A 19744-nucleotide genomic window follows, 5' to 3' on the forward strand; every position below is an offset into this window, starting at 1 on the left:
GACGGCGGCAATATCCTCCAGACGGATGCGCTAGAGCGGGATGCGGCCCAGAGTGGAGACGATGCGCAGGCCGCGCCAGTCGACGGTCACCTGCATGTGGGCGATGAGCGCGACGATCACGGTGGTCAGCAGCATGGTGCCTCCGCCCATCCAGACAGTAGACAACTCGCCGTCGGTGAAGGCGGGGATGAACATGATTCCGGTGACGGCGAGCAGCACAACCGGCAACCACAGCAGCACTTTTGAGGTGATGGTCCTGGACCAGGCACCGGATTCGTTGGCACCAAGCTGGATCCGTGATTCGTGCACTGTGGTGGTGAATTTCGGTTTCGGTGCGATGAAGTAAGGCAAGGCCCCGAAGAGGAATGAGACGATGAGTGCCGCGAGCCACCACCCGAGAACTGCCTGCTCGGCGCTGCCGGCTTGCAGTGTTAGGCCAGCCGAGATGAGCCATGTGCCGGCGCCCATGCCGGACACCATGCCAGCGAATCCGACGATGCCACGCAACAGGGCGGGGCGCAGGCTGGGAATGACTGCCGCGATCATGCCGATTACTGCCGGGATTCCCGTCAGTAGCAAACCAAGGGTGAGTGCCGCCCCGGTGGACATGAAGCCATCCGGTTCGCCGGTTCCCGACCAGTGCGAGGCCAGTTCCGCCGGCAGCCTGTCGTGCCATGATAGCCACGTTGCGGCAACGGCGCCCAGCGGTATCAGTCCCACCAGACCAGCGGCGATGCGCCGGGTGGCGCTGGTCCTTTGCTGTACTTCAGTCATGCTTTTGCAACTCCCCCAATAATGCGCACAATGTCCTGCTGGGTCATCCCCAATTTCCGCGCTTCAGCCAATAATTGTTGTGCCATTTCCGTGAGGCGAAGCAACCCGGGACCGGCGTCTAAGGACACAAACGCGCCGCGCCCTTGACGCATCTCAATGATGCCCTCATCGCGCAACTGCTTGTAGGCCCGCAGCACTGTGTGCATATTGATGTGTAAGGCAGTGGCCAAGTCACGGGCGGGCGGCAGGCGCTCACCCGGCACTAGGCTTCCATCGACGACGCCGGCACGCACCTGAACCGCTATCTGCTCAGCCAACGAGAGAGTCGAGGCCGCATCAACACGAAATAACATGTTTGCAATACTAGTAGAACAATGCGAACGCTGCCAACTAGTAGAGATTTCCCGCGGCGGCGTCTTGCCCATTTCCCGGAGAAGCCGATTTCACGGCCACTGTCAGCAGCGTGGGCCTCAACTGGACATCACCTGTGCGACGCCGTTTCCTCGAGCCCGCTTTTGATTTCTTCGACGGCGGCGATGAGTGCAGCGACGGATTGCGGGCCGCCATGGCCCTCATCCTCCACAATTGTTAGCTTGCTGGTGCTCCACTGTTGGTGAAGTTTCCACGGCGTGATGGCGGGTCCGCTGACGTCGCGTCGGCCATGAATGAGATGACCCGGAATCCCGTTGAGCTGATGGATTCGAGGAATGATTTCCCTCTCGTCAGTAAGAAATGCATCGTTCGACCAATAGTGCGTCACCAACAGCGCGAAGGTCATGCGCAAACGTTCATCACTGAACATGGGCCCCGGCTGCCAGTAGGAGCTCAATGAAATGTGCCACGCCTCCCAGCGATCCCAGTCCATCGCGGCTACGCGAGCGTTCTCCCGATCGGCACCGGATAGCCTGCGCGCGTAAGCTTCCACCACGCGCTCCCCCGGCAGCGCGCCTGAAGCCGCAGCGAACTCATCCCAGGCTTCCGGGAAAATCCGGCCTACACCTTCGGTAATCCAATCGACCTCATCACGGTTCGTGGTGGTGACGGCCATGAGAGCAATGCCGAGGACGCGGTCAGGATGTTCCAGCGCATAGGCCAGGGCGAGGGTACTTCCCCAAGACATACCTGTCACAATCCACTGCTCGATGCCCAGATGCGCACGCACGGCTTCAATGTCTTGGATCAGCGTCGCCGTGGTGTTGTCCGCCAAATGAGCCAGATCGTCTTGAACGGTGGGCGTGCTGTTTCCGCAACCACGCTGGTCGATGCCGATAGTCCGGAACTGTGCCGCATCGTGACGCTTGCGGTACCCACCCTTACCCAGGGACCCACCGGGCCCTCCGTGCAGATAGAGGACAGGCACGCCGTCGAGGTTTCCACTGGATTCCCAATAGATCTTGGCGTTGTCGCGGGGCAGCCAACCGCACTCACTGGGCAGGTTTTCTTCAGTCATCTCCCCACACTAAGCTGAACGACCCAAACTTGCGGCGGAAGAGCCGGCGCGGGCCCGGTGCCGACGGACCGCAGCGCGGTTATTACAGCGCACTGAACAATACTGCTGACGCCCATTGCGCGTTACATCAACAACCACATCGGTACACGGATCCCCAGGCGCCTGCCCGGCCGCGCATCGCGACAGACGATTCATGCCTCGGGTGCTCAGATGCAGGGCCGTCCCCACGCTGATCACTGCACGCAATACATGAGGCAAGGTCTGGCTCTCATCCCGGTAGTGCAGGTGCCAGCCTTCACCATTATGGTCGGTCAGGCGGGGGTAGGCGCTCGCGGCGGCCATGTGAGCGTTGAGCAAGGATGCCCGCGCCGAATACTCCGGCGCATCAACCACTTCCAGCCAGTCATCGATCACCCGGCGGACCAAGGCATGATCATCATGCATTTGCGTGAAGCTCATGGTCATGCCGAATTCACGTGTCCGCTCGAAAATGCCATTTCGATCCGCAGGGAAGTCATTGGCGAGCGATCCAGCGAGAAGGACCGCATATTCACCGTAAGGGTTGAGTTGCATAAGACCATTACAACATAGTGGAATGCATGACCCTATCTACTTCATTCAATGACCTCACATCCACCACCATCTCGTCAAAGCACCACCACGAGTGGGAGCTTGAATCGAGCCACTCAACCTCTCAGGGACAGGTGAACTACATGAAATGCGCGGACGGCTGCGGAGCCCGCCGGGTTGAGTGCACCAGCCCAAGCAACAGCACGAGCGTGATAATGAGTAAGGAGATTGGTAGCAGGGCTTGACCGTGGGCGCCCCATCCTGCGCCTCGGCTCCGGTTCAAGATTCACGGAGCCCAGCGCACCCCGCCGTCCATGCAATAGGAATGGCCCGCCCTGTTGCTATCAAGGCAGAGGGCATCGAAGAGTTCCCTGTTACCGACAGCCTCCTGCAGTTCCACTGTGATGGGAACAAAGTCATTGCTTTGGCATGTGTAGGCGCCATCAGGCAATGGCGCAACGTCCGTCCTGATGGTAATCCTGCCGGCCTCATAAGTCAGCTGCGGGATCAGCACCTCACCCGTCACGCCTCCGGCACAGCTCGCCCGGGAGACACCGAGCCGAAGTGAAGTACTCTCTGGGGTGACCTCGTCCGGGGCAAGGAGCTTCCACTCCCCCGGGTCGCCTGAACCGGCCGATGGTGACGGCGGGCTTCCCGCCATGGGTGAGGAGGATCCACAGCCCGTCAACGCCACTGCGGCACAGGCGGCCATGGCGGCCATGATCGTGTACCGGTGCCGGACGCGAATTGATGCCATGCCCCATCATGATCCGGTACCTCATTTTAAAGAAGATGACCCGCAGTAGATGGCAACACTCCAATGAAATAATTGGAGCGTCGCCGTCTACTGCGGGTCACTGCTCGGGCCCACGCCCGCGAGGGGCCACGGCCGAGGTACGAGGCTAGGAGTCGGGTGGATGGGCCCACGCCCGCGAGGGGCCCCGGCCGAGGTACGAGGCTGGGGAGCGGGTGGATGGGCCCACGCCCGCGAGGGGCCACGGCCGAGGTACGAGGCTGGGGAGCGGGTGGGGATCAGCGCTGGGTGGCGCCGAACCGTTCTGCCGCAAGCTCGACGGCGGATGCCCTGGCTGCCGATGCTTCATCGGAGGTCAGGGTCCTGTCAGCGGCGCGGAAGCGCAGGCCAAAGGCCAGCGACTTGCGGCCGTCGGGAATACCCGTGCCCTGGTACTCGTCAAACAGCGTCACGTCTTCGAGCAATTCACCGGCGCCTTCACGCAGGGTCTCCAGCACGGTCGCGGCAGCGACCTCAGCCGGAACAACCAAAGCAACATCCTGTGTGGCCACCGGGAAGGTGGAGATGGGCTTGGCCACGATGATGTCGGCCGCTGCGGCAAAGACCTTCTCTGCGTTGATTTCCATGGCTACCGAGCGGGCAGGCATGTTCAGCTCGCTCAACAGCTTCGGGTGAAGTTCGCCGGCGTAGCCAACAACCTCGCCGCTCCGCAGTGTCAATTGGGCAGCGCGGCCCGGGTGGAACGCTTGGTGCGAGCCTTGAGAGACGATCAGTTCCACACCAACCACATCGGCCACCAAACGGGCAGCGTCAATGGCGTCGGCCCAGTCCCAGGCACGGGGTGCGTGAGCAGGGGCTGCCGGTGAATCCTTGCCCGTGAACACGGCAGCCATGGTGAGCGGCTGGTAGGGAATACCGTCGTAGAGGGCATCGAGGACCTCATCCGAGGGCTTCACGCCGAGCGGCGGGATCGATGCCGTGCCCAGAGTGTCCGACGGCAGGAATACCAGACCGGATTCGAACAGCGCCAGATCATGGAAACCCCGTGAGTGGTTGCGCTTGGCAATCTCAATCAAGCCCGGCAGCACGGAGGTGCGCAGGAAGCCGAATTCCTCGCTAAGCGGGTTGGCCAGCTTCACGGCAGTGCGCGGGGCACCGGCTTCGGCCACGCCAAAGGTGTCATTGGACGCCTTGGAAACGAACGGGTAAGCCATGATCTCGGTCAAACCGGAATCCGCCAGTGCCTGAACTACGCGGCGGCGCTGCTGCTGCTTGCGGGAGTAGCCGCGTCCGGGAGGTGCCGTGGGGAGGCTGGACGGGATCTGATCGAAGCCCACCAAGCGGGCCACTTCCTCCGTCAAGTCTTCCTTGGTGAGCAAATCGTGCCGCCAAGAAGGGGCTGTGACGGAATAGCCGCCGTCGACCTTCTCCACGTCTGCGCCGAGATCAGTCAGCGAACCCATGATCTGAGACTGCGTGAACTCGATGCCAATGCGTGCCGAGGTATAGCCCGAGGGCAGGAAGACGGGGGCTGAAGCCACCACGGCATTCACGTCGGTAGCTGTGGTTTCTTCAGTGCCACCAGCGAGCTCAACCAACAAGTTGACCGCGCGCTGGGCGGCAATGTCGGCCACCAAGGGATCCACACCACGCTCGAAACGCTTGGACGCCTCGGACGGCAGCTTGTGACGGCGGCGTGATCGGGCAATGGAGACTTCTTCGAAGTGCGCAGCCTCAATCAGCACCGTGCTGGTGGCTGAGGTGACCTCGGTGGAGGCACCGCCCATAACACCGGCAACGCCGATGGGACCGGAGCCATCGGTGATCAGCAGATCCTCGGCGTCGAGCTTGCGGACCTTGCCGTCCAGAGTCTTCAGCGTCTCGCCAGCGGTGGCACGGCGAACCGTGATAGCGCCGTCGAGCTTGTCGGCATCGTAGAAGTGCAGCGGCTGCCCCAGTTCCAACATGACGTAGTTGGAGATATCCACGGGCAGCGAAATGGAACGGATCCCGGCCAGTCGCAGCCGCGAGGACATCCACGTCGGAGTTGGCATGGTTGCGTTAATTCCGCTCACGGTGCGTGCCACAAAACGGTCGCAGCCCGGGATGCCGTAAATGGGCGCTCCGTCGGCAAGAACGATTGCGTGCCCCGCACCGGTGGAGGCGGTCACCGAAACCAGCGACGCCGGATCCGTGAACACACTATCTGTTGCGTGCGCGTATTCGCGGGCGACGCCGCGGATGCTGAACGCGTAGCCACGGTCAGGTGTGACGTTGATTTCAGCGGCTTCATCGTCCAGACCTAAGAGGGCGAGGGCGTCGGTGCCCAATTCCGGGTCAAGACCCAGAGTTGAGAGCACCAGGATGCCGTCGTGGTCATCGCCAATGCCGAGTTCACGCACGGAGGCGATCATGCCGGCGGACACGTGACCGTAAGTCTTCCGCGGGGTGATGCGGAAGTCTCCGGGCAGCACGGCGCCGGGCAGGGTGACAATAACCTTGTCCCCAACCTCGAAATTGTGCGCACCGCAAACAATGCCCTGCACTCCTGTTGGGTCAATGCCGTCAATGTCCAGGGTCTGGGTGGCGCCTTCGGGCACTACGCGGACGGTGCACCAGTTGATGGTTTTGCCGTTGGTCTGCGCCTCGGGTTCCTTAGACAAAACCTGGCCCACCACAATGGGGCCGCTGATCTCATCGAGCGGGCGGTGCACATCTTCTTCTTCAAAACCGACCTTGACCAGGTCAGTCATTACGTCTTCGGCTGTTGCTTCAGCCGGTACCTGCGCGTACTCGCGCAGCCAAGTCAGTGGAATACGCACCGCTTAGATCTCCATCCCAAAGTGTTCGCTGAATCGTACGTCGCCCTCAATCATGTCGTGCATGTCGCCCACTTCATTGCGGAACATAAGAGTGCGTTCAATGCCCATGCCGAAGGCAAATCCGGAGTATTCCTCTGGGTCAATGCCGGCAGCACGGAGCACGTTCGGGTTGACCATGCCGCAGCCGCCCCACTCAATCCAGCGCGGGCCACCCTTGGCACCGGGGTGCCAGATGTCCAGCTCGGCCGACGGCTCGGTGAACGGGAAGAAGTTCGGACGCAGACGGATGCTGGCTTCCTCACCAAACATCAACCGAGCAAAGTGCTCCAACGTGCCGCGCAGATCCGCCATGGACAGGTTCTTGTCAATGGCCAGACCCTCGAACTGGTGGAACACCGGGGTGTGCGTGGCGTCAAGCTCGTCGGTGCGGAACACCTTGCCGGGGCACAGCACGTAGATGGGCAGTTCGCGTTCCAGCATGGAACGGACCTGCACCGGGGAGGTATGCGTGCGCATGAGCAGGTGCGCCTCGGGCGGCTCCACGAAGAACGTGTCCTGCATTTCACGGGCCGGGTGGTCCGGTTTGAAGTTCAAGGCATCAAAATTGAACCATTCCGATTCCAGCTCGGGGCCTTCGGCGATTTCCCAGCCCATGCCCACGAAGATATCGCTCACGCGGTCTTGCAGGGTGGACAACGGGTGGCGGGCCCCGGCGCGACGGCGGCGCGGAGCGGCCGTGACATCCACGGTCTCCTCAACGAGAATACGCGCGGCGTCCTCGGCTTCGAGCACCTCGGTGCGGCCTGCGAGCGCTTTGGCTACGCGGCCACGGGAACCGCCCATGAGCTTTCCGGCGGCAGCCTTAAATTCTTTGGCGAGACCTCCGATTTCACGGTTGGCAAGGCTCAGCGGCGACTTTTCACCGGTGTGCGCCAGGCGTGCGGTCTTCAGCTCGTCCAGGGTGGCTGCGGCGACAAAGGCTGCGAGCGCGTCTTGGACGGCTGCGCCAATGGCGGCTTCGTCCAGCGGGTCCGGGACCGTTGCGGGTTCGGTAGTTGGTTCGGGCATTTCTGCCGTCGTGTGGGGCATCTCAGACATCTACAGTTTTTACCTAAGCTCGTGTGCGAGTAAGCGGCGGGGTAGCTCCTCCCGCCGCAACCATTCTAGTTGACGGCGCATGCCTGCTTTGAACCCAACTCTTTACCGCTTCGCGACCCAATGCCTCTGCTGTTTTGTTACGCTAACGCTCATGGTCACCCTTCGCAGCACAAGTACGACGCCGGCCTTCCGCCGTACGCCGTTGGCGAGCCTTCCGCTGGTGCTGTTGCTTACTCTCACGCTGGGTGGGTGCGGGCTGACTCCCGGCGGGACCGGCACGTACACGCCCGACGCCGCCGTGATCCAGGAAAAAGTCGATTGCCCCGGGTCCACCATAGGTTGGCTGCCAGAACCGGCCAGCCCACCGGCGTCGGACGTCTCGGGTTCCGCATCCCAGGAGGCAATGCTCAAGGGTTCCGTCCCCGAGGGATTTGTGCCAGTCCACGTCATCCGCTGCTCCATGGGTGTCAATGATCCCACTGGTGATTACACCCCGGTGCTCCACGAGGAACATTTGGAGGGCGACTACTCCAACTTACTCGCCGCGTTGGCGCAGCCCAGCGATAAAAGCGGAAGCGGGGCATGTACAGCTGACATGGAGCTCGTTCCGCCCCTGTGGATGGTCGATGCGCAGGGCCGGGCTATTCAGGTTGCGTGGCCGCTGGACGCTTGCGGCAAGACCCGTGGCAAGCCGGATACGGCGAAAGCCTTAGAGAAGCTGAGCGTTGGCCAGGTCATTGAGCGTCAGAAAACCAGCTCATGAGCACCCGCCAGCACCACGTCAAACTAAGCACGGCCGGCTTGGCGTTCCGCGCCACGGCTGTGATGGTTGCGGCGCTGCTGCTATCTGGATGTAGCTCCCCACATCCGCTGTTGCAACCAGAGACATATCTGCCTGAACCGGCCACGCTGCAAGACGCCGTCCGCTGTTCAACGTCCACGGACTGGGAACCGGCAGCCACAAATCCGGCCGCGTTACTCAAGGGGCGTGTTCCAGACCGGTTCATTCCAGTAGATATTGTGCGCTGCTCTCTCGATTCTGCCACCGCCGACGTGACGGAGGACCACTTATCCGGCGACTACGCTCCCCTACTGGCAGCTCTGGCAGTCCCCAGCGAGCGCGGAGGCCCCATGAGCTGTCTGGACTACGGGGAAACTCTGCCGGGCATCTGGCTGATCAATGCCACCGGGCAGGCAGTCAACATCCAATGGCCCATGGATTCCTGCGACCATTCCAAACCCGATACCGCCAAAGCTTTGGCCGCGCTCACTGTCACCAGCAGCACCCCCGCGCCCAAGGAAGGGACCAGTACCACGCCATGAGTTCTCCCCTCACTCGGCTCGAGCTCATCCGTGCCGTAGCCAATGCCATGAACCTTTCGACGGCGTCCGGGTTGCTGCTGGCGGGGCTGACACGCACCCGGATTGAGCAGGGCCCGCACGGACTAATCTTTGGCACCGACTACCAACCCAAGCTGCCGATAGCGGGCGCGTTCACGGTAGGCAATGTGATCTTCTACCGAACAGACCGAGCCCACATCGATGCGCGCCCTGATTTACTGGCCCACGAATCCGGGCACGCAACCCAATACGCATGGTGCCTTGGCTTACCGTTCTTTCCCCTCTATGCAGCCTGCGCCACCTATTCACTCTGGCGCACCGGAGATCCGGGCAGCCGAAACTTCTTCGAACGCAACGCAGGACTGGCCTTGGGTGGCTACCGCGAACTGCCCACCATCGCCAGGCTTACCGGGTTGCGGAACCAATTGCGGCGCCTGGCGTTTGTTAAGTCACCAGCCAGTACCGGCGTACAGCCTCACACCGTACAGATCCAGGAAGAGAACTAACTATGAGCGAGACCAACAACTCCATCACCGTCACCGGGCACGGCGCAGTCCAGACCGCCCCGGACTTCTTCACCATCAACATCGGTATTGAGGCATCACAGCCCACCGTACGTGACGCATACTCTCAAGCTGGCGAGGCCCTCAACGCCGTCAACGCGAAACTGCAGACGTTGGGCGTGGAGCGCACATCCATCAGCTCCTCCACGCTGGATGTTCGCGTGGACAGCCGTTGGCAAGAAGGGCTGGGCACGGTAGTCACCGGGTACACGGTCTCCAGCACTCTCTCCGTATCCCTTCGTTACGACCAAGGCGCCCCGGACATCGTTGCTGCCGTGGTTGAGGCCGGCAACAACAACGTTCGACTCAACGGCATGTCCCCGGTCGTTTCCGATCCCTCCGCGGCACAGGACGAAGCCCGGGCTGCGGCATGGGCTGATGCACGCCGCGCCGCCGAAGTGTACGCACAGCTGGCCGGCCGCACCCTTGGTGCCGTGAAAAAAGTCCACGAAGGGAACATCCCCTCCGGCAGCCCACGCGCCATGATGGCCCGCGCCGCCATGACGATGGACAGCGCCATGGCCATTGAGCCAGGGCAAAGCGATGTCACCATCGCCGTGCAGATCACCTGGTTGCTGAACTAGGCCTCAGTAAATCAGCCACATAACTAAGCCCAAGAACAGACAGAGGAGCGGCCCCGGTGAGGTTCACCGGGGCCGCTCCTCTGCGAGCGCCTAGCGTCAAGTGCAAAGCGTCAAGCCCGTTTCAACAAACTACTCGCAGACTGACCCACAAGCTGTGGCTCAAGAAACCTTGATCTCGCGCTTGAGGATCTTACCCGTGGGACCCTTGGGCAGTGCGTCAACAATAATGACCTTGCGCGGATACTTATAGGCGGCCACTCGCTCCTTGACGAACTCTTGGATTTCCGCAGCCAACGCCTCCGGGTTCTCTGCGCCAACGGCACCTTCCTTCAGCGCTACCACGGCACACACTTCCTCACCGTGGACGTCGTCGGGCTTGCCCAGAACTGCAGCCTCGGCAACGGCCGGGTGCTCGTATAGGACTTCTTCAATCTCGCGCGGATAGATGTTGTAACCGCCGCGCAGGATCATGTCCTTCTTCCGGTCCACAATGAAGAACACCCCATCTTCATCCTGGCGTCCCAGATCCCCCGTACGGAACCATCCGTCTGGGATAGCGGCCGCCGTCGCCTCGGGATTGTTCCAATACCCCTTCATAACATAGGGGCCCGCCACGGCTATCTCCCCCACCGAGCCAGGTTCGACGTCGGCTCCCTCCTCATCGATGACCCTCAGTTGGGCTCCGGTCACCGCGGTTCCCACGGAACCTGGCTTGCGAACGCCGTCGAGCTGGTTAAAACTGACCACGGGCGATGTCTCGGACAGCCCGTACCCCTCGAGCAAGGTGGCATTGAAGGTGGCTTCGAATTCGTGCAAGATTTCCACCGGCAGGGCCGATCCGCCGGAGGCCGCCAGCCGCAGACTGCTCAGGTCATAGTTTTCCCGGCCGGGAGCACGCAGCAGTGCAATGTACATGCTGGGGACGCCTTCAAAGATAGTGACCTTGTCCCGGGCGATGATCTCCAACGCCTTGACTGGATCGAAGCGGGGCAGCAGTGTCACGGCAGCCCCTGCCATGACGGCAGAGTTCAGCGCGCAGGTCTGTCCAAAGATGTGGAAGAACGGCAGCCCGCCGAAAATCACGTCTCCGTCCCGGCTGCCGAAGAGAGCCACCGACACTTCAGCATTGCTGCGCAAGTTCTCGTGGGTGAGCTCGGCACCCTTGGGTTTGCCTGTGGTGCCGGAGGTGTACAAAATAACGGCCGTGTCATCCTTGGCGGCCTCAGCCACCTCATGGCGTGGCTCAAGCGGGGTCACCAGGGCCATGAAGCTCGCATCGATGGGAATGATTTCAGTTCCGGCTTCAGCCGCCCCGGCGGCCACCTCAGCCATGACACCTTCCCAGGCGAAGGCTAGTGTGGCGCCGGAATCCTGTAGGTGATAGGCCACTTCCCGGGCCTTCAAGAGTGGATTCAGTGGAACCACAATGGCCCCATAGCGCAAAATGCCGTAATAAATGGGCGGCATCTGCGGCAGGTTGGGTGAAATTAACGCCACCCGGTCCCCTGGCTTGACACCCCGCTGAGCCAGTAATGCCGCAACCTTGGCGCTGAGCACCTCGAGGGCTCCGTAGGTGATTTCAATGTCATCAAGTTTGATGACAATCCCGCCTGGATTCCTGGTGGCGGAGGCGGGGACAATCGAGGCCAGATTCGTCATGGTGCTCCTTTAATGCAGGAGATGCCTGAGTCCAGAGTCCATCATCGGCAATGAAGGCTGGAATCAAACACCAGGAGACGCCGTCGTCCCATGCCACCACCCTAACGTGCATAAGCGTGATTCACACCACATTACTACTGGCCAGTAGCTATTTCCCACCATCAATACCTTGCTGTGAATTAGAATATATGTTCTAATCGAGGAATGCGGTGGACTAATCAACAAATCAACCAGCCACTTTTTCCCGAACAGCTGGCCGTTTCGCCAGCTCAGGTGGCACCTGAGTTACCTCCCGGCGCGCCGCTACTTCCCTTAGCTGGACTGGTCAAGAGCGTTCAAACCCCTGAGTTTGCCGGCATTACTTTTCATGAGGTTTTGTCCAAGTCCGCGTTGAACAAGGTTCCTCCCAGCTCCACCATGCCATTTGAATGGACGGTCAATCCGTACCGGGGTTGCTCCCATGCTTGCGTCTACTGCTTTGCTCGCAAGAGCCACACCTATCTGGACTTTGATCCCGGGGTGGATTTCGATTCTCAGGTTGTCGTCAAGGTCAATGTTGCTCAGGTGCTGCGCAAGGAATTGTTCAAGACCTCATGGCAGCACCACCACGTTGCATTGGGCACCAATACGGATCCATACCAACGCGCGGAAGGCCGCTATCAACTCATGCCCGGCATTATTAAGGCTCTGGCCGATTCCGGGACCCCGTTTTCCATTCTGACCAAGGGCACGCTGCTGGCGCGGGACATCCCCGTCTTGCGAGAGGCCGGACGCCAGGTCAGTGTTGGGATGGGGATCTCTCTGGCGTTATTGGATGAAGGTCTGGCCCAGACCTTGGAGCCGGGCACCCCGTCTCCCAAGGCCCGCTTGTCCTTGATCAGCAAGCTGCGCGATGCAGGCCTGCCGTGCGGTGTCATGGCCATGCCCATCCTGCCGTGGCTCACCGATTCAGAAGAGTCCCTGGACGCGCTCTTCGCCGCCCTAGCTGAGGCTGGTGCAACGGGTGTGAGCGCCGGAGCCCTATACCTGCGCCCAGGCACCCGTGAGTGGTTCATGCAGTGGCTGGCCCGCGAGCACCCCTCATTGGTAGGGCGCTACCAGCGGCTCTACGGCTCTGGAGCCTACGCCTCCAAGGAGTACCGGCAATGGCTGGCCGCCCGGGTCAACGAGGCCAAAGCCCGCAACGGCTTTGGCAAGCAGGGCTTCATCCACGATCCAAGGCAGGAAGAGGCTCAATACCCGGCCGGGAGCATGCCCATCCCACACAATGTCGAGGTTGAGCGCCTGCGTCCCCTAGCGGGCGGCGGATTCCGCGGCATACCCTCTTCCACAGCCACAGCCAGCGAAGCAAATAGGGGAAGCGCCAGTGCAGGCATGACAAAAGCGGGGACCCCGAAGGGGATCCCCGCCTCGTCCAACCTTGAGCCCACCTTGTTCTAAGCTTTGGGGCCGAGCCCAACTTGTTCGCGGTTGGTGCTCTGTCAGGCTGTCAGCTTTGGCCGCTGCGCAGTCTTACTTGATGAACGCAACGTTGAACGGGAACTTGTACGTTTGCCCGTTGCGGAACTGATTGGGTGCGTTCACTGCGGCGATGATGTGGATGATGAACAGCGCTACTCCGGCAATTCCGAAGATGACACCCAAGTAGGGAATGAACGTCAAGACAAAGGCAATGACGCGCAGGATCGAGAAGTTCAGGTTCTGCCGGTGGAAATCATCCGCAAAGCTGTTCTTGCCCTTCTCCGTGAGGAAGAAGATCAGTGCCGGAATCCAGCTGAAGAAGACGGAGAGCCAATAGTTCAAAACCACTGTGCCTGCGGGATCAACAGCACCCTGCTGGTACTGCTGGCTTTGAGTTTGCGGGTATGGCTGCTGGGCCGGGGTTTGCGGATACTGCGGTGCAGCAGTGGGCTGCTGATACTGCGCCGGAGCCTGCTGGGCGGGCTGGCCATAGCCGGGCTGCTGGTACGGGATGGGGCCGGTGGGCTCTGGTGAGTTGTATCCCGGAGGCGTTGGCCCAACGGGGGGTGTGGGGGAATTATTCTCGCTCATGTGCTCTCTCCTTGGTCAGAAACCTTGGTTACCAATCTAGTCGTTTTCCGCGCCCCGTGCCCGTAATTGACGGAAAATTCAACGGCTTTTAAAGCAGTCAAGGCGGCAGGAACATCTGGGTTCCGGCCGCCTTGCGCGTGAGTGGCGCTACCTCAACGAATTATCCGCTCTTACGGCGGAACTCGCGCTTGGCTGCTGCTGCTCCGTGGGAGGCATTAATCTTGGGTCCACCCTTGGCAGACACGCTTCCGTGCTGCTGGTTCTTCTTGTTCTCTAGCGCCTGCCGAAACTTTTCCTTCGTTTCTTCGCTGGCACCTGCGGCGGTTTGATCGTCGTGGTGATTACTCGTCATGGCACAACCTCCTTGGGGTCTTCAGCACCCAGTCTGGCACAGGACCTTGGATTCTCAACACCCGTTGGGCGAATTATGGTTGGCTGGTGAAGGCGATCAAGGCATGCACAATGGGCAAGTCAGCGGGAATCCACGGCAATTCCAGGATTTGAGGCCCTGCTAGCTCAACCCACAGCAGCGCATCGTGATCTTCCAGTGGTTCTGGTGTGCCCTTCGTTGTCTGCGCCAGCCACACGCGCATGGCGGCGCCAGAATTCAAAGGCCAGCCGTCCGGCGTCGTGCCTGCCAGCTCTGCGCCCAACGTTACTGTGATGCCTAACTCTTCTTGGAGTTCCCGGTGCAGGGCCTGTGCCGGCTCTTCACCGGGCTCAATTTTCCCGCCGGGAAACTCCCACATGCCCGCAAACTCGGGAGGGGCCGTTCGCCGGGCTGCCAATAATGTGCGGGGATTCTCGAGCGAGTCAACGAGTGCTGCGCCTACGATTTGTTTCATTGTCGTCACCAGCTAAGTCTAGGGCGAACTAGAATGATCATGGCATCTTCATGCCCCAGCCGCTGCGCACTGTGGCGCCGGCACCTCCCGCCGACGGCGGATCCACACAACCCACTTTGTGAAAGTTATTCTCCATGTCCCTGCTTAAATCCCAGCGCGGCCACACCCCGCCCTCGCCCAACGCCGTTGCCTGGGCGATCCTGGCCCTGGCCATTGGTGGCTTCGGCATTGGCACCACCGAATTCGCCATGATGGGCTTGCTGCCCAATGTTGCAGAGGGCGTGGGCGTCAGTGTGCCGACCGCAGGCCATGTCATCTCCGCCTATGCCCTCGGCGTAGTGGTAGGCGCACCGTTACTGGTCGCCATTGGTGCGAAAATGGCGCGCAAAACCTTGGCTCTGGGGCTGATGGGGCTTTTTACCGTGGGCAACTTGCTCTCCGTCTTCGCTCATGACTACACCACCTTGCTGGTCACACGCTTCATTGCGGGTCTGCCACACGGCGCCTTCTTTGGGGTAGCCGCGGTACTGGCCGCCTCATTGGTGGCGCCTAGCAAACGAGGGCGGGCCATTTCCATGGTCATGATGGGTCTGTCCATCGCAAACGTCCTCGGCGTCCCGCTGGCCACCTATGTAGGCCAGCAGTTCGGGTGGCGCTGGCTGTTCGTGCTGGTCGCAATCATCGGCGTCATCACGATGGTGTGCATCACGGCATTCATTCCCACTCAAGGGGTTCAGCCCGGTGCCAGCTTGCGCAAGGAATTGGGCGCCTTGCGTCGCGGCCAGGTCTGGCTGACCCTGCTGGTAGGCGTGGTTGGTTTTGGTGGCTTCTTTGCCGTCTATACCTACGTCGCCAACACCATGACGGATGTGGCCGGCTTTGATTCAGGATTCCTTCCCGTCATTGTAGGTCTCTACGGGGTGGGCATGGTGGTGGGAAACTACATCGGTGGACGGCTCGCCGACTGGTCCGTCATGGGCAGCATCTACGCTGTCATGGCTTTCATCGCTGCAATGCTGGTGCTGTACGCAGCCTCGGTTCACATTCAGTGGATGGCGTTGCTGATGATCTTCGTCATTGGCGCCTCGGGTGCCATGCTTATTCCTTCGCTGCAGACGCGTCTCTTGGATGTCTCCCCGGGGGCGCCAACATTGGCGTCCTCCTTGAACCACTCGGCGCTGAACATGGCCAACGCGCTTGGCGCCTTCGTGGGTGGGCTCGTCATCACGTGGGGATGGGGATACACCGCCCCGGCTCTGGTGGGCGCCGTCTTGGCAGTGCTGGGACTGGGCATCGCCCTCCTCAGCGGGCTACTTGATAAGGCCGGCAAGAACTAACTCCTCCCAGACAAAATGCACATAAGCGCCAGACAAACAAGAATCCCGCAGCTAGTTTTACTAGGTGCGGGATCCTTTGTTTAACACAGCGTTCCGGCGGGTTCAGCCTGCCAGAGACGGTTCTAGTGGAAACTTTCCAGGCAGGCGTCCGGTTCGACAGGAGGAGCTGAACTGCAGGAGTTGCTCTGCAGGAGGAGCCGCGCGTCTCATGCGGTCAGCTCGCACCGGTCACGGTGCTGCCTAGGCGCGGTGCTGGGCCCTTGCGCTGGCGTACAGGCACACTGTTGCGGCCGTTCCCAGGTTCAGTGACTCTGCCGCGCCGTAGACGGGCACAGCGACCCGGTGATCAGCCAGGGCTTTTTCCTCGCCTGCGAGGCCTTGTGCTTCGTTGCCAAACATCCAGAGGGTGGGCCGCTCTAGTTCGTAGCTGGAATCCGGGATTTCCTGATCGAAGGCACGCGCCGCGCTCTCGTCCTGCAGCAGGTCCAGGTTCAGCTGCCCATAACCGTCGGCGGCGAGGATGCCCACACCGGCAGCCTTGGCGGCGGCAACCACATCGGCTAGATCTGCTCCAAGAACAACCGGGAGGTGGAACAACGATCCCGCTGTGGAGCGGACAGTTTTGGGGTTGTAGACATCCACGCTGGAGTTGGAGAAGATCACGGCGTCGGCACCCGCAGCATCAGCGGCACGCAGCACAGTCCCGGCGTTTCCCGGGTCCTGCACGCGGCACAACATGGCGATCAATTTCGGCTTGGCAGCAAAGACCTCCGCCAACGGCACGTCCACAAAGTTACAGACAGCCACAATGCCCTGAGGTGCCACGGTATCGGTCATGGCGGACAACACGAGTTCACTGGCAACGCGAACCTGTACACGGGATCCCGGTGCAGCAGCAGCTTCAACCAGCTCCGGGTACTTCCTCAAGCTCTCAACAGTGCCGTACAACGCTTCCACCACGGCTGTGCCGCCAGCGGCGAGGCATTCGCGGTGGGCGCGCAATGCTTCACGGACAGACTGTGGGCCTTCAGCCAGGAACTGACGGCGCTTTAAACGGCCCGAGCGCCCGGTCAGCTTCGCAACATCCCTCACACGATCTGCTCGAGGATTGGTCATTGCTTCTGCTGGCGGGCGCCCGGTTTCACTCATAATTAGGACCTTATCAGTCACTACTCATGAACAAGGAACTGGAGAGTTCCTTCAGGGTATTTCTAGAATTACTTTGCTACCGGAGCTGAGGTATCAGCAGGCAGTGCAGCCTTGGCGATGTTCACCAGAGCGGCGAAAGCACCGGCGTCGTTGACGGCCAGGTCGGCCAGCATGCGACGGTCAACCTCGATCGCAGCAGCCTTCAGGCCCTGGATCAAGCGGTTGTAGGTCAGGCCGTTGGCGCGTGAGGCAGCGTTGATACGCTGGATCCACAGGCGACGGAAGTCACCCTTACGCTTGCGGCGGTCACCGTAGCTGTAAACAAACGAGTGCAGCAGCTGCTCTTTGGCCTTGCGGTACAGACGTGAACGCTGTCCACGGTAACCCTTTGCGCGCTCAAGAATAACCCGACGCTTCTTATGGGCGTTTACAGCCCTCTTCACACGTGCCACGTGCGTACTCCTTCAATTTTAAAGATCCCAAGCCAATCATGCCAGGGAAGGCTTTGATGAATGGTGTTAGACCCTGAACTGGGAATCACACCGATTGACTTGCGAAATTAGATGCCGAGCATCTTCTTGATGTTGCGAACATCTGCCTTGGCAACCGTGAGGTCACCCTTCAGACGACGCTTCAAGCTGGAGGGCTTGTGCTCCAGGTAGTGGCGGCGGTTAGCCTGCTGGCGCTGAAGCTTACCGGAACCGGTGAGCTTGAAACGCTTCTTAGCACCACTATGTGTCTTCATTTTAGGCATGAGGACCTATCTCCTTACGTATCCACCGGCGCTGCCTGTGGGTCTCTAGCAGCGACCGATTGGGTCACTGTGTGGGTGTATTCACCGCTGAAAAGGTGAAACCTTATTCAGCCGAGCTGGGGGTTTCGTCCGCGGGAGCACTCTTTGCAGAGGCTGCCTTCGCGGCCGGTTTTGCAGCAGCCTTGGCGGCCGGCTTTGCTGCGGGCTTCGCAGCAACCGGCTTGGCCATGGGCTTCGGCATAGGAATGGGCTTTGCGGCAACCGGCTTCGGAGCAGCAACCGGCTTGGGCGCTACTGCGGGCTTGGTTGCAGCCTTAGCAACAGGTGCCGCCTTGGCCGCGGGGGCCTTAGCTGCGGCCGGTGCCTTAGCGGGGGCTGCCTTGGCCGGAGCCTTGGCAGGTACGACGGCGGCTGCCGGCTTTTGTGCCGGAGCTTCCTTCGTCGGAGCTACTTCAGGGGCCGGAGCCTTGGTCGGCGCAACAGTTTCAGCAACCGGTGCAACAACTTCCGGAACAACAGCGGCTGCGGGAGCCGGGATATCCTCGTTCAGACGCAAGCCCTCGGGCAACAAGTCAGCCAATGACTGAGTCATGGGTGCCTTGTTCTCACGGTCCACATCAACGCGGGCGGTGCCATTGGCAACGGCTTCGTTGTGGGCCTTAGCATCGGCGCGCTGCTGGTTGCGGCGTGCTTCTGCCTTGGCTTCAGCCTTGTTCTTCAGGGGACCGATAACCATGACCATGTTGCGGCCGTCAATGCGGGGGCTCGATTCGATGACGCCGACTTCAGCGACATCTGCGGCGAACTTCTGCAGGAGACGGATGCCCATTTCCGGACGCTGCTGCTCGCGTCCACGGAACTGGATCATGGCCTTGACCTTGTCACCGGCTCCGAGGAAGCGTGTTGCGTGCCCGCGCTTGGTCTCGTAGTCATGGGTATCGATCTTGAGACGGAAACGGATTTCCTTCAAGACGGTGTTGGTCTGGTTCTTACGGGCTTCACGAGCCTTGACTGCGGCTTCATACTTGTACTTGCCGAAGTCCATCAGTTTGCACACCGGCGGCTTAGCCGTCGGCGCGACCTCAACCAGATCCAAGTCAGACTCAGCTGCTAAACGAAGGGCATCCTCAATGCGGACAACTCCTACTTGTTCGCCTGCTGGCCCAACCAACCGCACCTCGGGGACGCGGATTCGATCATTGATGCGTGGCTCGCTAATGTGTAGCTCCTGTTGCCTAAAAGGGTGAGTACCACCAGCAACGAAGAAGGCCTCCAATTTGCTGATGCAATGGAGGCCTCAAATGATCGGCACAGGTCCCCTAGATAAGGAGACGTGCTTGTCCGCCCCTCATGGGACGGTGCCGACCTAAAACCAGACAACGCCAAAGATTGGGTCGAAAGGTGGGAGAGGAATCCACTTGCAAACTCTTTGCAGCTATTCGATAGTCCTTGTGACTTTCGCCTTGAGGACACACGATAAATAACAGCATCGAGTCGGTCTGTGACAAGCTTAGCAGTATGAGTAGCTCAGATAATAATCCAGACACCCGCAACACGTTTGAAGCAGCCCCCGAGGAAGCCCTGACCGATTCTCAGGCCGCCTCGGTAGTACGTGATATTGCAGAGGTTCCCGCCATTGAGGTCATTACAACTGCCGCCGTTCACCTCATGAGCGCCGCAGCCGTCAAGTGCGGCCTGGCCGCCGGACCCGACGCTGAAGAACTGAAGGACCTGGACGAGGCCCGCAAGCTCATCACCGCACTGGCAGGCTTCGTGACCGCCGCAGCTCCTGAAATTGGCAGCCAGCACGCCGGACCGTTGCGCGATGGCCTGCGTTCACTGCAGCTCGCCTTCCGTGAAGCATCAACCATCCAGGACGCTCCGGGCAAGGGTCCGGGCGAGAAGTACACCGGAGCGGTCAACTAGTCCCCACTCGCTCCCAACTTGAAGCCGCTGGCGCGTCTTTAAGTTGGGGCCCTCGCGAGCGTGGGC

At 60.7% G+C, this 19744-nt stretch carries 22 protein-coding genes; 7 read left to right on the forward strand and 15 right to left on the reverse strand.

Annotation, left to right across the window (positions count from 1 at the left end; genetic code table 11):
- Nucleotides 1-30 precede the first annotated feature (30 nt).
- The 7 genes from AS189_RS14860 to pheS form a co-directional block, all read right to left on the reverse strand.
- A complete protein-coding gene (locus AS189_RS14860) occupies nucleotides 31-774 on the reverse strand; it encodes a DUF1648 domain-containing protein (protein WP_062290551.1) in 744 nt (247 codons plus the stop codon).
- Complete coding sequence (locus AS189_RS14865; RefSeq protein WP_062290553.1) at nucleotides 771-1127, reverse strand: GntR family transcriptional regulator; 357 nt, start codon at nucleotides 1125-1127, stop codon at nucleotides 771-773. Before AS189_RS14865 ends, AS189_RS14860 begins: the two co-directional genes overlap by 4 nt.
- 128 nt (nucleotides 1128-1255) lie before the next feature.
- Nucleotides 1256-2224 (reverse strand): alpha/beta fold hydrolase, encoded by a 969-nt coding sequence (locus AS189_RS14870; protein WP_062290556.1) that lies wholly within the window; start codon nucleotides 2222-2224, stop codon nucleotides 1256-1258.
- A 9-nt stretch (nucleotides 2225-2233) separates the two neighbouring features.
- On the reverse strand, nucleotides 2234-2797 hold the full coding sequence (locus AS189_RS14875; protein ID WP_062290559.1) for a CGNR zinc finger domain-containing protein: 564 nt from the start codon (nucleotides 2795-2797) through the stop codon (nucleotides 2234-2236).
- Between the two features lie 283 nt (nucleotides 2798-3080).
- Nucleotides 3081-3551, reverse strand: coding sequence for a hypothetical protein (locus tag AS189_RS14880; RefSeq protein ID WP_062290563.1), 471 nt, complete (start codon nucleotides 3549-3551; stop codon nucleotides 3081-3083).
- A 275-nt stretch (nucleotides 3552-3826) separates the two neighbouring features.
- Nucleotides 3827-6370 (reverse strand): phenylalanine--tRNA ligase subunit beta, encoded by a 2544-nt coding sequence (gene pheT / locus AS189_RS14885; protein WP_062290565.1) that lies wholly within the window; start codon nucleotides 6368-6370, stop codon nucleotides 3827-3829.
- A 3-nt stretch (nucleotides 6371-6373) separates the two neighbouring features.
- On the reverse strand, nucleotides 6374-7468 hold the full coding sequence (pheS, locus tag AS189_RS14890; protein WP_424580683.1) for a phenylalanine--tRNA ligase subunit alpha: 1095 nt from the start codon (nucleotides 7466-7468) through the stop codon (nucleotides 6374-6376).
- Nucleotides 7469-7619: 151 nt separating this feature from the next.
- On the opposite strand from pheS, the gene AS189_RS14895 reads away from it, so the two are divergent.
- From AS189_RS14895 to AS189_RS14910, 4 genes are read left to right on the forward strand one after another with little or no spacing between them, the layout of a single operon-like run.
- A complete protein-coding gene (locus tag AS189_RS14895; protein WP_062290568.1) occupies nucleotides 7620-8231 on the forward strand; it encodes a hypothetical protein in 612 nt (203 codons plus the stop codon).
- Nucleotides 8228-8791 (forward strand): hypothetical protein, encoded by a 564-nt coding sequence (locus AS189_RS14900; protein ID WP_062290571.1) that lies wholly within the window; start codon nucleotides 8228-8230, stop codon nucleotides 8789-8791. The genes AS189_RS14895 and AS189_RS14900 overlap by 4 nt, the downstream gene beginning before the upstream one ends.
- Complete coding sequence (locus tag AS189_RS14905) at nucleotides 8788-9315, forward strand: hypothetical protein (protein ID WP_062290574.1); 528 nt, start codon at nucleotides 8788-8790, stop codon at nucleotides 9313-9315. The genes AS189_RS14900 and AS189_RS14905 overlap by 4 nt, the downstream gene beginning before the upstream one ends.
- 2 nt (nucleotides 9316-9317) lie before the next feature.
- On the forward strand, nucleotides 9318-9956 hold the full coding sequence (locus AS189_RS14910; RefSeq protein WP_062290576.1) for an SIMPL domain-containing protein: 639 nt from the start codon (nucleotides 9318-9320) through the stop codon (nucleotides 9954-9956).
- 159 nt (nucleotides 9957-10115) lie between these two features.
- On the opposite strand, the gene AS189_RS14915 is transcribed toward AS189_RS14910, so the two are convergent.
- A complete protein-coding gene (locus tag AS189_RS14915; RefSeq protein WP_062290579.1) occupies nucleotides 10116-11615 on the reverse strand; it encodes a long-chain-fatty-acid--CoA ligase in 1500 nt (499 codons plus the stop codon).
- A gap of 204 nt (nucleotides 11616-11819) precedes the next feature.
- On the opposite strand from AS189_RS14915, the gene AS189_RS14920 reads away from it, so the two are divergent.
- On the forward strand, nucleotides 11820-13055 hold the full coding sequence (locus AS189_RS14920) for an Rv2578c family radical SAM protein (protein WP_062290581.1): 1236 nt from the start codon (nucleotides 11820-11822) through the stop codon (nucleotides 13053-13055).
- A 72-nt stretch (nucleotides 13056-13127) separates the two neighbouring features.
- On the opposite strand, the gene AS189_RS14925 is transcribed toward AS189_RS14920, so the two are convergent.
- The 3 genes from AS189_RS14925 to AS189_RS14935 all read right to left on the reverse strand — a co-directional run bounded on the left by AS189_RS14925 (nucleotide 13128) and on the right by AS189_RS14935 (nucleotide 14512).
- Nucleotides 13128-13667, reverse strand: coding sequence for a DUF4870 domain-containing protein (locus AS189_RS14925; RefSeq protein WP_062290584.1), 540 nt, complete (start codon nucleotides 13665-13667; stop codon nucleotides 13128-13130).
- A gap of 160 nt (nucleotides 13668-13827) precedes the next feature.
- Nucleotides 13828-14019: a DUF5302 domain-containing protein gene (locus AS189_RS14930; protein ID WP_062290587.1), complete on the reverse strand. Its 192-nt coding sequence runs from the start codon at nucleotides 14017-14019 to the stop codon at nucleotides 13828-13830.
- A gap of 73 nt (nucleotides 14020-14092) precedes the next feature.
- Nucleotides 14093-14512, reverse strand: coding sequence for a (deoxy)nucleoside triphosphate pyrophosphohydrolase (locus tag AS189_RS14935; protein ID WP_424581589.1), 420 nt, complete (start codon nucleotides 14510-14512; stop codon nucleotides 14093-14095).
- Between the two features lie 134 nt (nucleotides 14513-14646).
- Here AS189_RS14935 and AS189_RS14940 point away from each other — a divergent pair, with 134 nt between their 5' ends.
- The gene (locus tag AS189_RS14940; RefSeq protein WP_062290593.1) at nucleotides 14647-15849 is read left to right on the forward strand and encodes an MFS transporter; all 1203 of its coding nucleotides are present in this window, start codon (nucleotides 14647-14649) and stop codon (nucleotides 15847-15849) included.
- 240 nt (nucleotides 15850-16089) lie between these two features.
- On the opposite strand, the gene AS189_RS14945 is transcribed toward AS189_RS14940, so the two are convergent.
- The 4 genes from AS189_RS14945 to infC all read right to left on the reverse strand — a co-directional run bounded on the left by AS189_RS14945 (nucleotide 16090) and on the right by infC (nucleotide 19028).
- Nucleotides 16090-16998 carry a TrmH family RNA methyltransferase gene (locus tag AS189_RS14945; RefSeq protein ID WP_062290596.1) on the reverse strand — a complete coding sequence of 303 codons (909 nt, stop codon included), beginning with the start codon at nucleotides 16996-16998 and terminating at the stop codon, nucleotides 16090-16092.
- A 68-nt stretch (nucleotides 16999-17066) separates the two neighbouring features.
- Nucleotides 17067-17450 carry a 50S ribosomal protein L20 gene (gene rplT, locus AS189_RS14950; protein ID WP_062290599.1) on the reverse strand — a complete coding sequence of 128 codons (384 nt, stop codon included), beginning with the start codon at nucleotides 17448-17450 and terminating at the stop codon, nucleotides 17067-17069.
- Nucleotides 17451-17557: 107 nt separating this feature from the next.
- Complete coding sequence (rpmI, locus tag AS189_RS14955; RefSeq protein ID WP_044571805.1) at nucleotides 17558-17752, reverse strand: 50S ribosomal protein L35; 195 nt, start codon at nucleotides 17750-17752, stop codon at nucleotides 17558-17560.
- Nucleotides 17753-17855: 103 nt separating this feature from the next.
- Nucleotides 17856-19028, reverse strand: coding sequence for a translation initiation factor IF-3 (gene infC / locus AS189_RS14960; protein WP_237759873.1), 1173 nt, complete (start codon nucleotides 19026-19028; stop codon nucleotides 17856-17858).
- Nucleotides 19029-19270: 242 nt separating this feature from the next.
- Between infC and AS189_RS14965 the strand changes: the two genes are divergently transcribed.
- Nucleotides 19271-19678 carry a DUF1844 domain-containing protein gene (locus AS189_RS14965; RefSeq protein ID WP_062290605.1) on the forward strand — a complete coding sequence of 136 codons (408 nt, stop codon included), beginning with the start codon at nucleotides 19271-19273 and terminating at the stop codon, nucleotides 19676-19678.
- Nucleotides 19679-19744 lie beyond the last annotated feature (66 nt).

This window comes from Arthrobacter alpinus (genome assembly GCF_001445575.1).
Lineage (GTDB): Bacteria > Actinomycetota > Actinomycetes > Actinomycetales > Micrococcaceae > Specibacter > Specibacter alpinus_C.

Coding starts and splice junctions, on each gene's coding strand:
- AS189_RS14945 (WP_062290596.1), bottom strand. CDS start 16,998: ATGAGTGAAACCGGGCGCCCGCCAGCAGAAGCAATGACCAATCCTCGA.
- AS189_RS14915 (WP_062290579.1), bottom strand. CDS start 11,615: ATGACGAATCTGGCCTCGATTGTCCCCGCCTCCGCCACCAGGAATCCA.
- AS189_RS14910 (WP_062290576.1), top strand. CDS start 9,318: ATGAGCGAGACCAACAACTCCATCACCGTCACCGGGCACGGCGCAGTC.
- AS189_RS14865 (WP_062290553.1), bottom strand. CDS start 1,127: ATGTTATTTCGTGTTGATGCGGCCTCGACTCTCTCGTTGGCTGAGCAG.
- AS189_RS14875 (WP_062290559.1), bottom strand. CDS start 2,797: ATGCAACTCAACCCTTACGGTGAATATGCGGTCCTTCTCGCTGGATCG.
- AS189_RS14860 (WP_062290551.1), bottom strand. CDS start 774: ATGACTGAAGTACAGCAAAGGACCAGCGCCACCCGGCGCATCGCCGCT.
- AS189_RS14920 (WP_062290581.1), top strand. CDS start 11,820: ATGCGGTGGACTAATCAACAAATCAACCAGCCACTTTTTCCCGAACAG.
- AS189_RS14905 (WP_062290574.1), top strand. CDS start 8,788: ATGAGTTCTCCCCTCACTCGGCTCGAGCTCATCCGTGCCGTAGCCAAT.
- AS189_RS14900 (WP_062290571.1), top strand. CDS start 8,228: ATGAGCACCCGCCAGCACCACGTCAAACTAAGCACGGCCGGCTTGGCG.
- pheS (WP_424580683.1), bottom strand. CDS start 7,468: ATGTCTGAGATGCCCCACACGACGGCAGAAATGCCCGAACCAACTACC.
- AS189_RS14965 (WP_062290605.1), top strand. CDS start 19,271: ATGAGTAGCTCAGATAATAATCCAGACACCCGCAACACGTTTGAAGCA.
- AS189_RS14880 (WP_062290563.1), bottom strand. CDS start 3,551: ATGGCATCAATTCGCGTCCGGCACCGGTACACGATCATGGCCGCCATG.
- rpmI (WP_044571805.1), bottom strand. CDS start 17,752: ATGCCTAAAATGAAGACACATAGTGGTGCTAAGAAGCGTTTCAAGCTC.
- AS189_RS14930 (WP_062290587.1), bottom strand. CDS start 14,019: ATGACGAGTAATCACCACGACGATCAAACCGCCGCAGGTGCCAGCGAA.
- AS189_RS14940 (WP_062290593.1), top strand. CDS start 14,647: ATGTCCCTGCTTAAATCCCAGCGCGGCCACACCCCGCCCTCGCCCAAC.
- AS189_RS14895 (WP_062290568.1), top strand. CDS start 7,620: ATGGTCACCCTTCGCAGCACAAGTACGACGCCGGCCTTCCGCCGTACG.
- AS189_RS14935 (WP_424581589.1), bottom strand. CDS start 14,512: ATGAAACAAATCGTAGGCGCAGCACTCGTTGACTCGCTCGAGAATCCC.
- AS189_RS14925 (WP_062290584.1), bottom strand. CDS start 13,667: ATGAGCGAGAATAATTCCCCCACACCCCCCGTTGGGCCAACGCCTCCG.
- AS189_RS14870 (WP_062290556.1), bottom strand. CDS start 2,224: ATGACTGAAGAAAACCTGCCCAGTGAGTGCGGTTGGCTGCCCCGCGAC.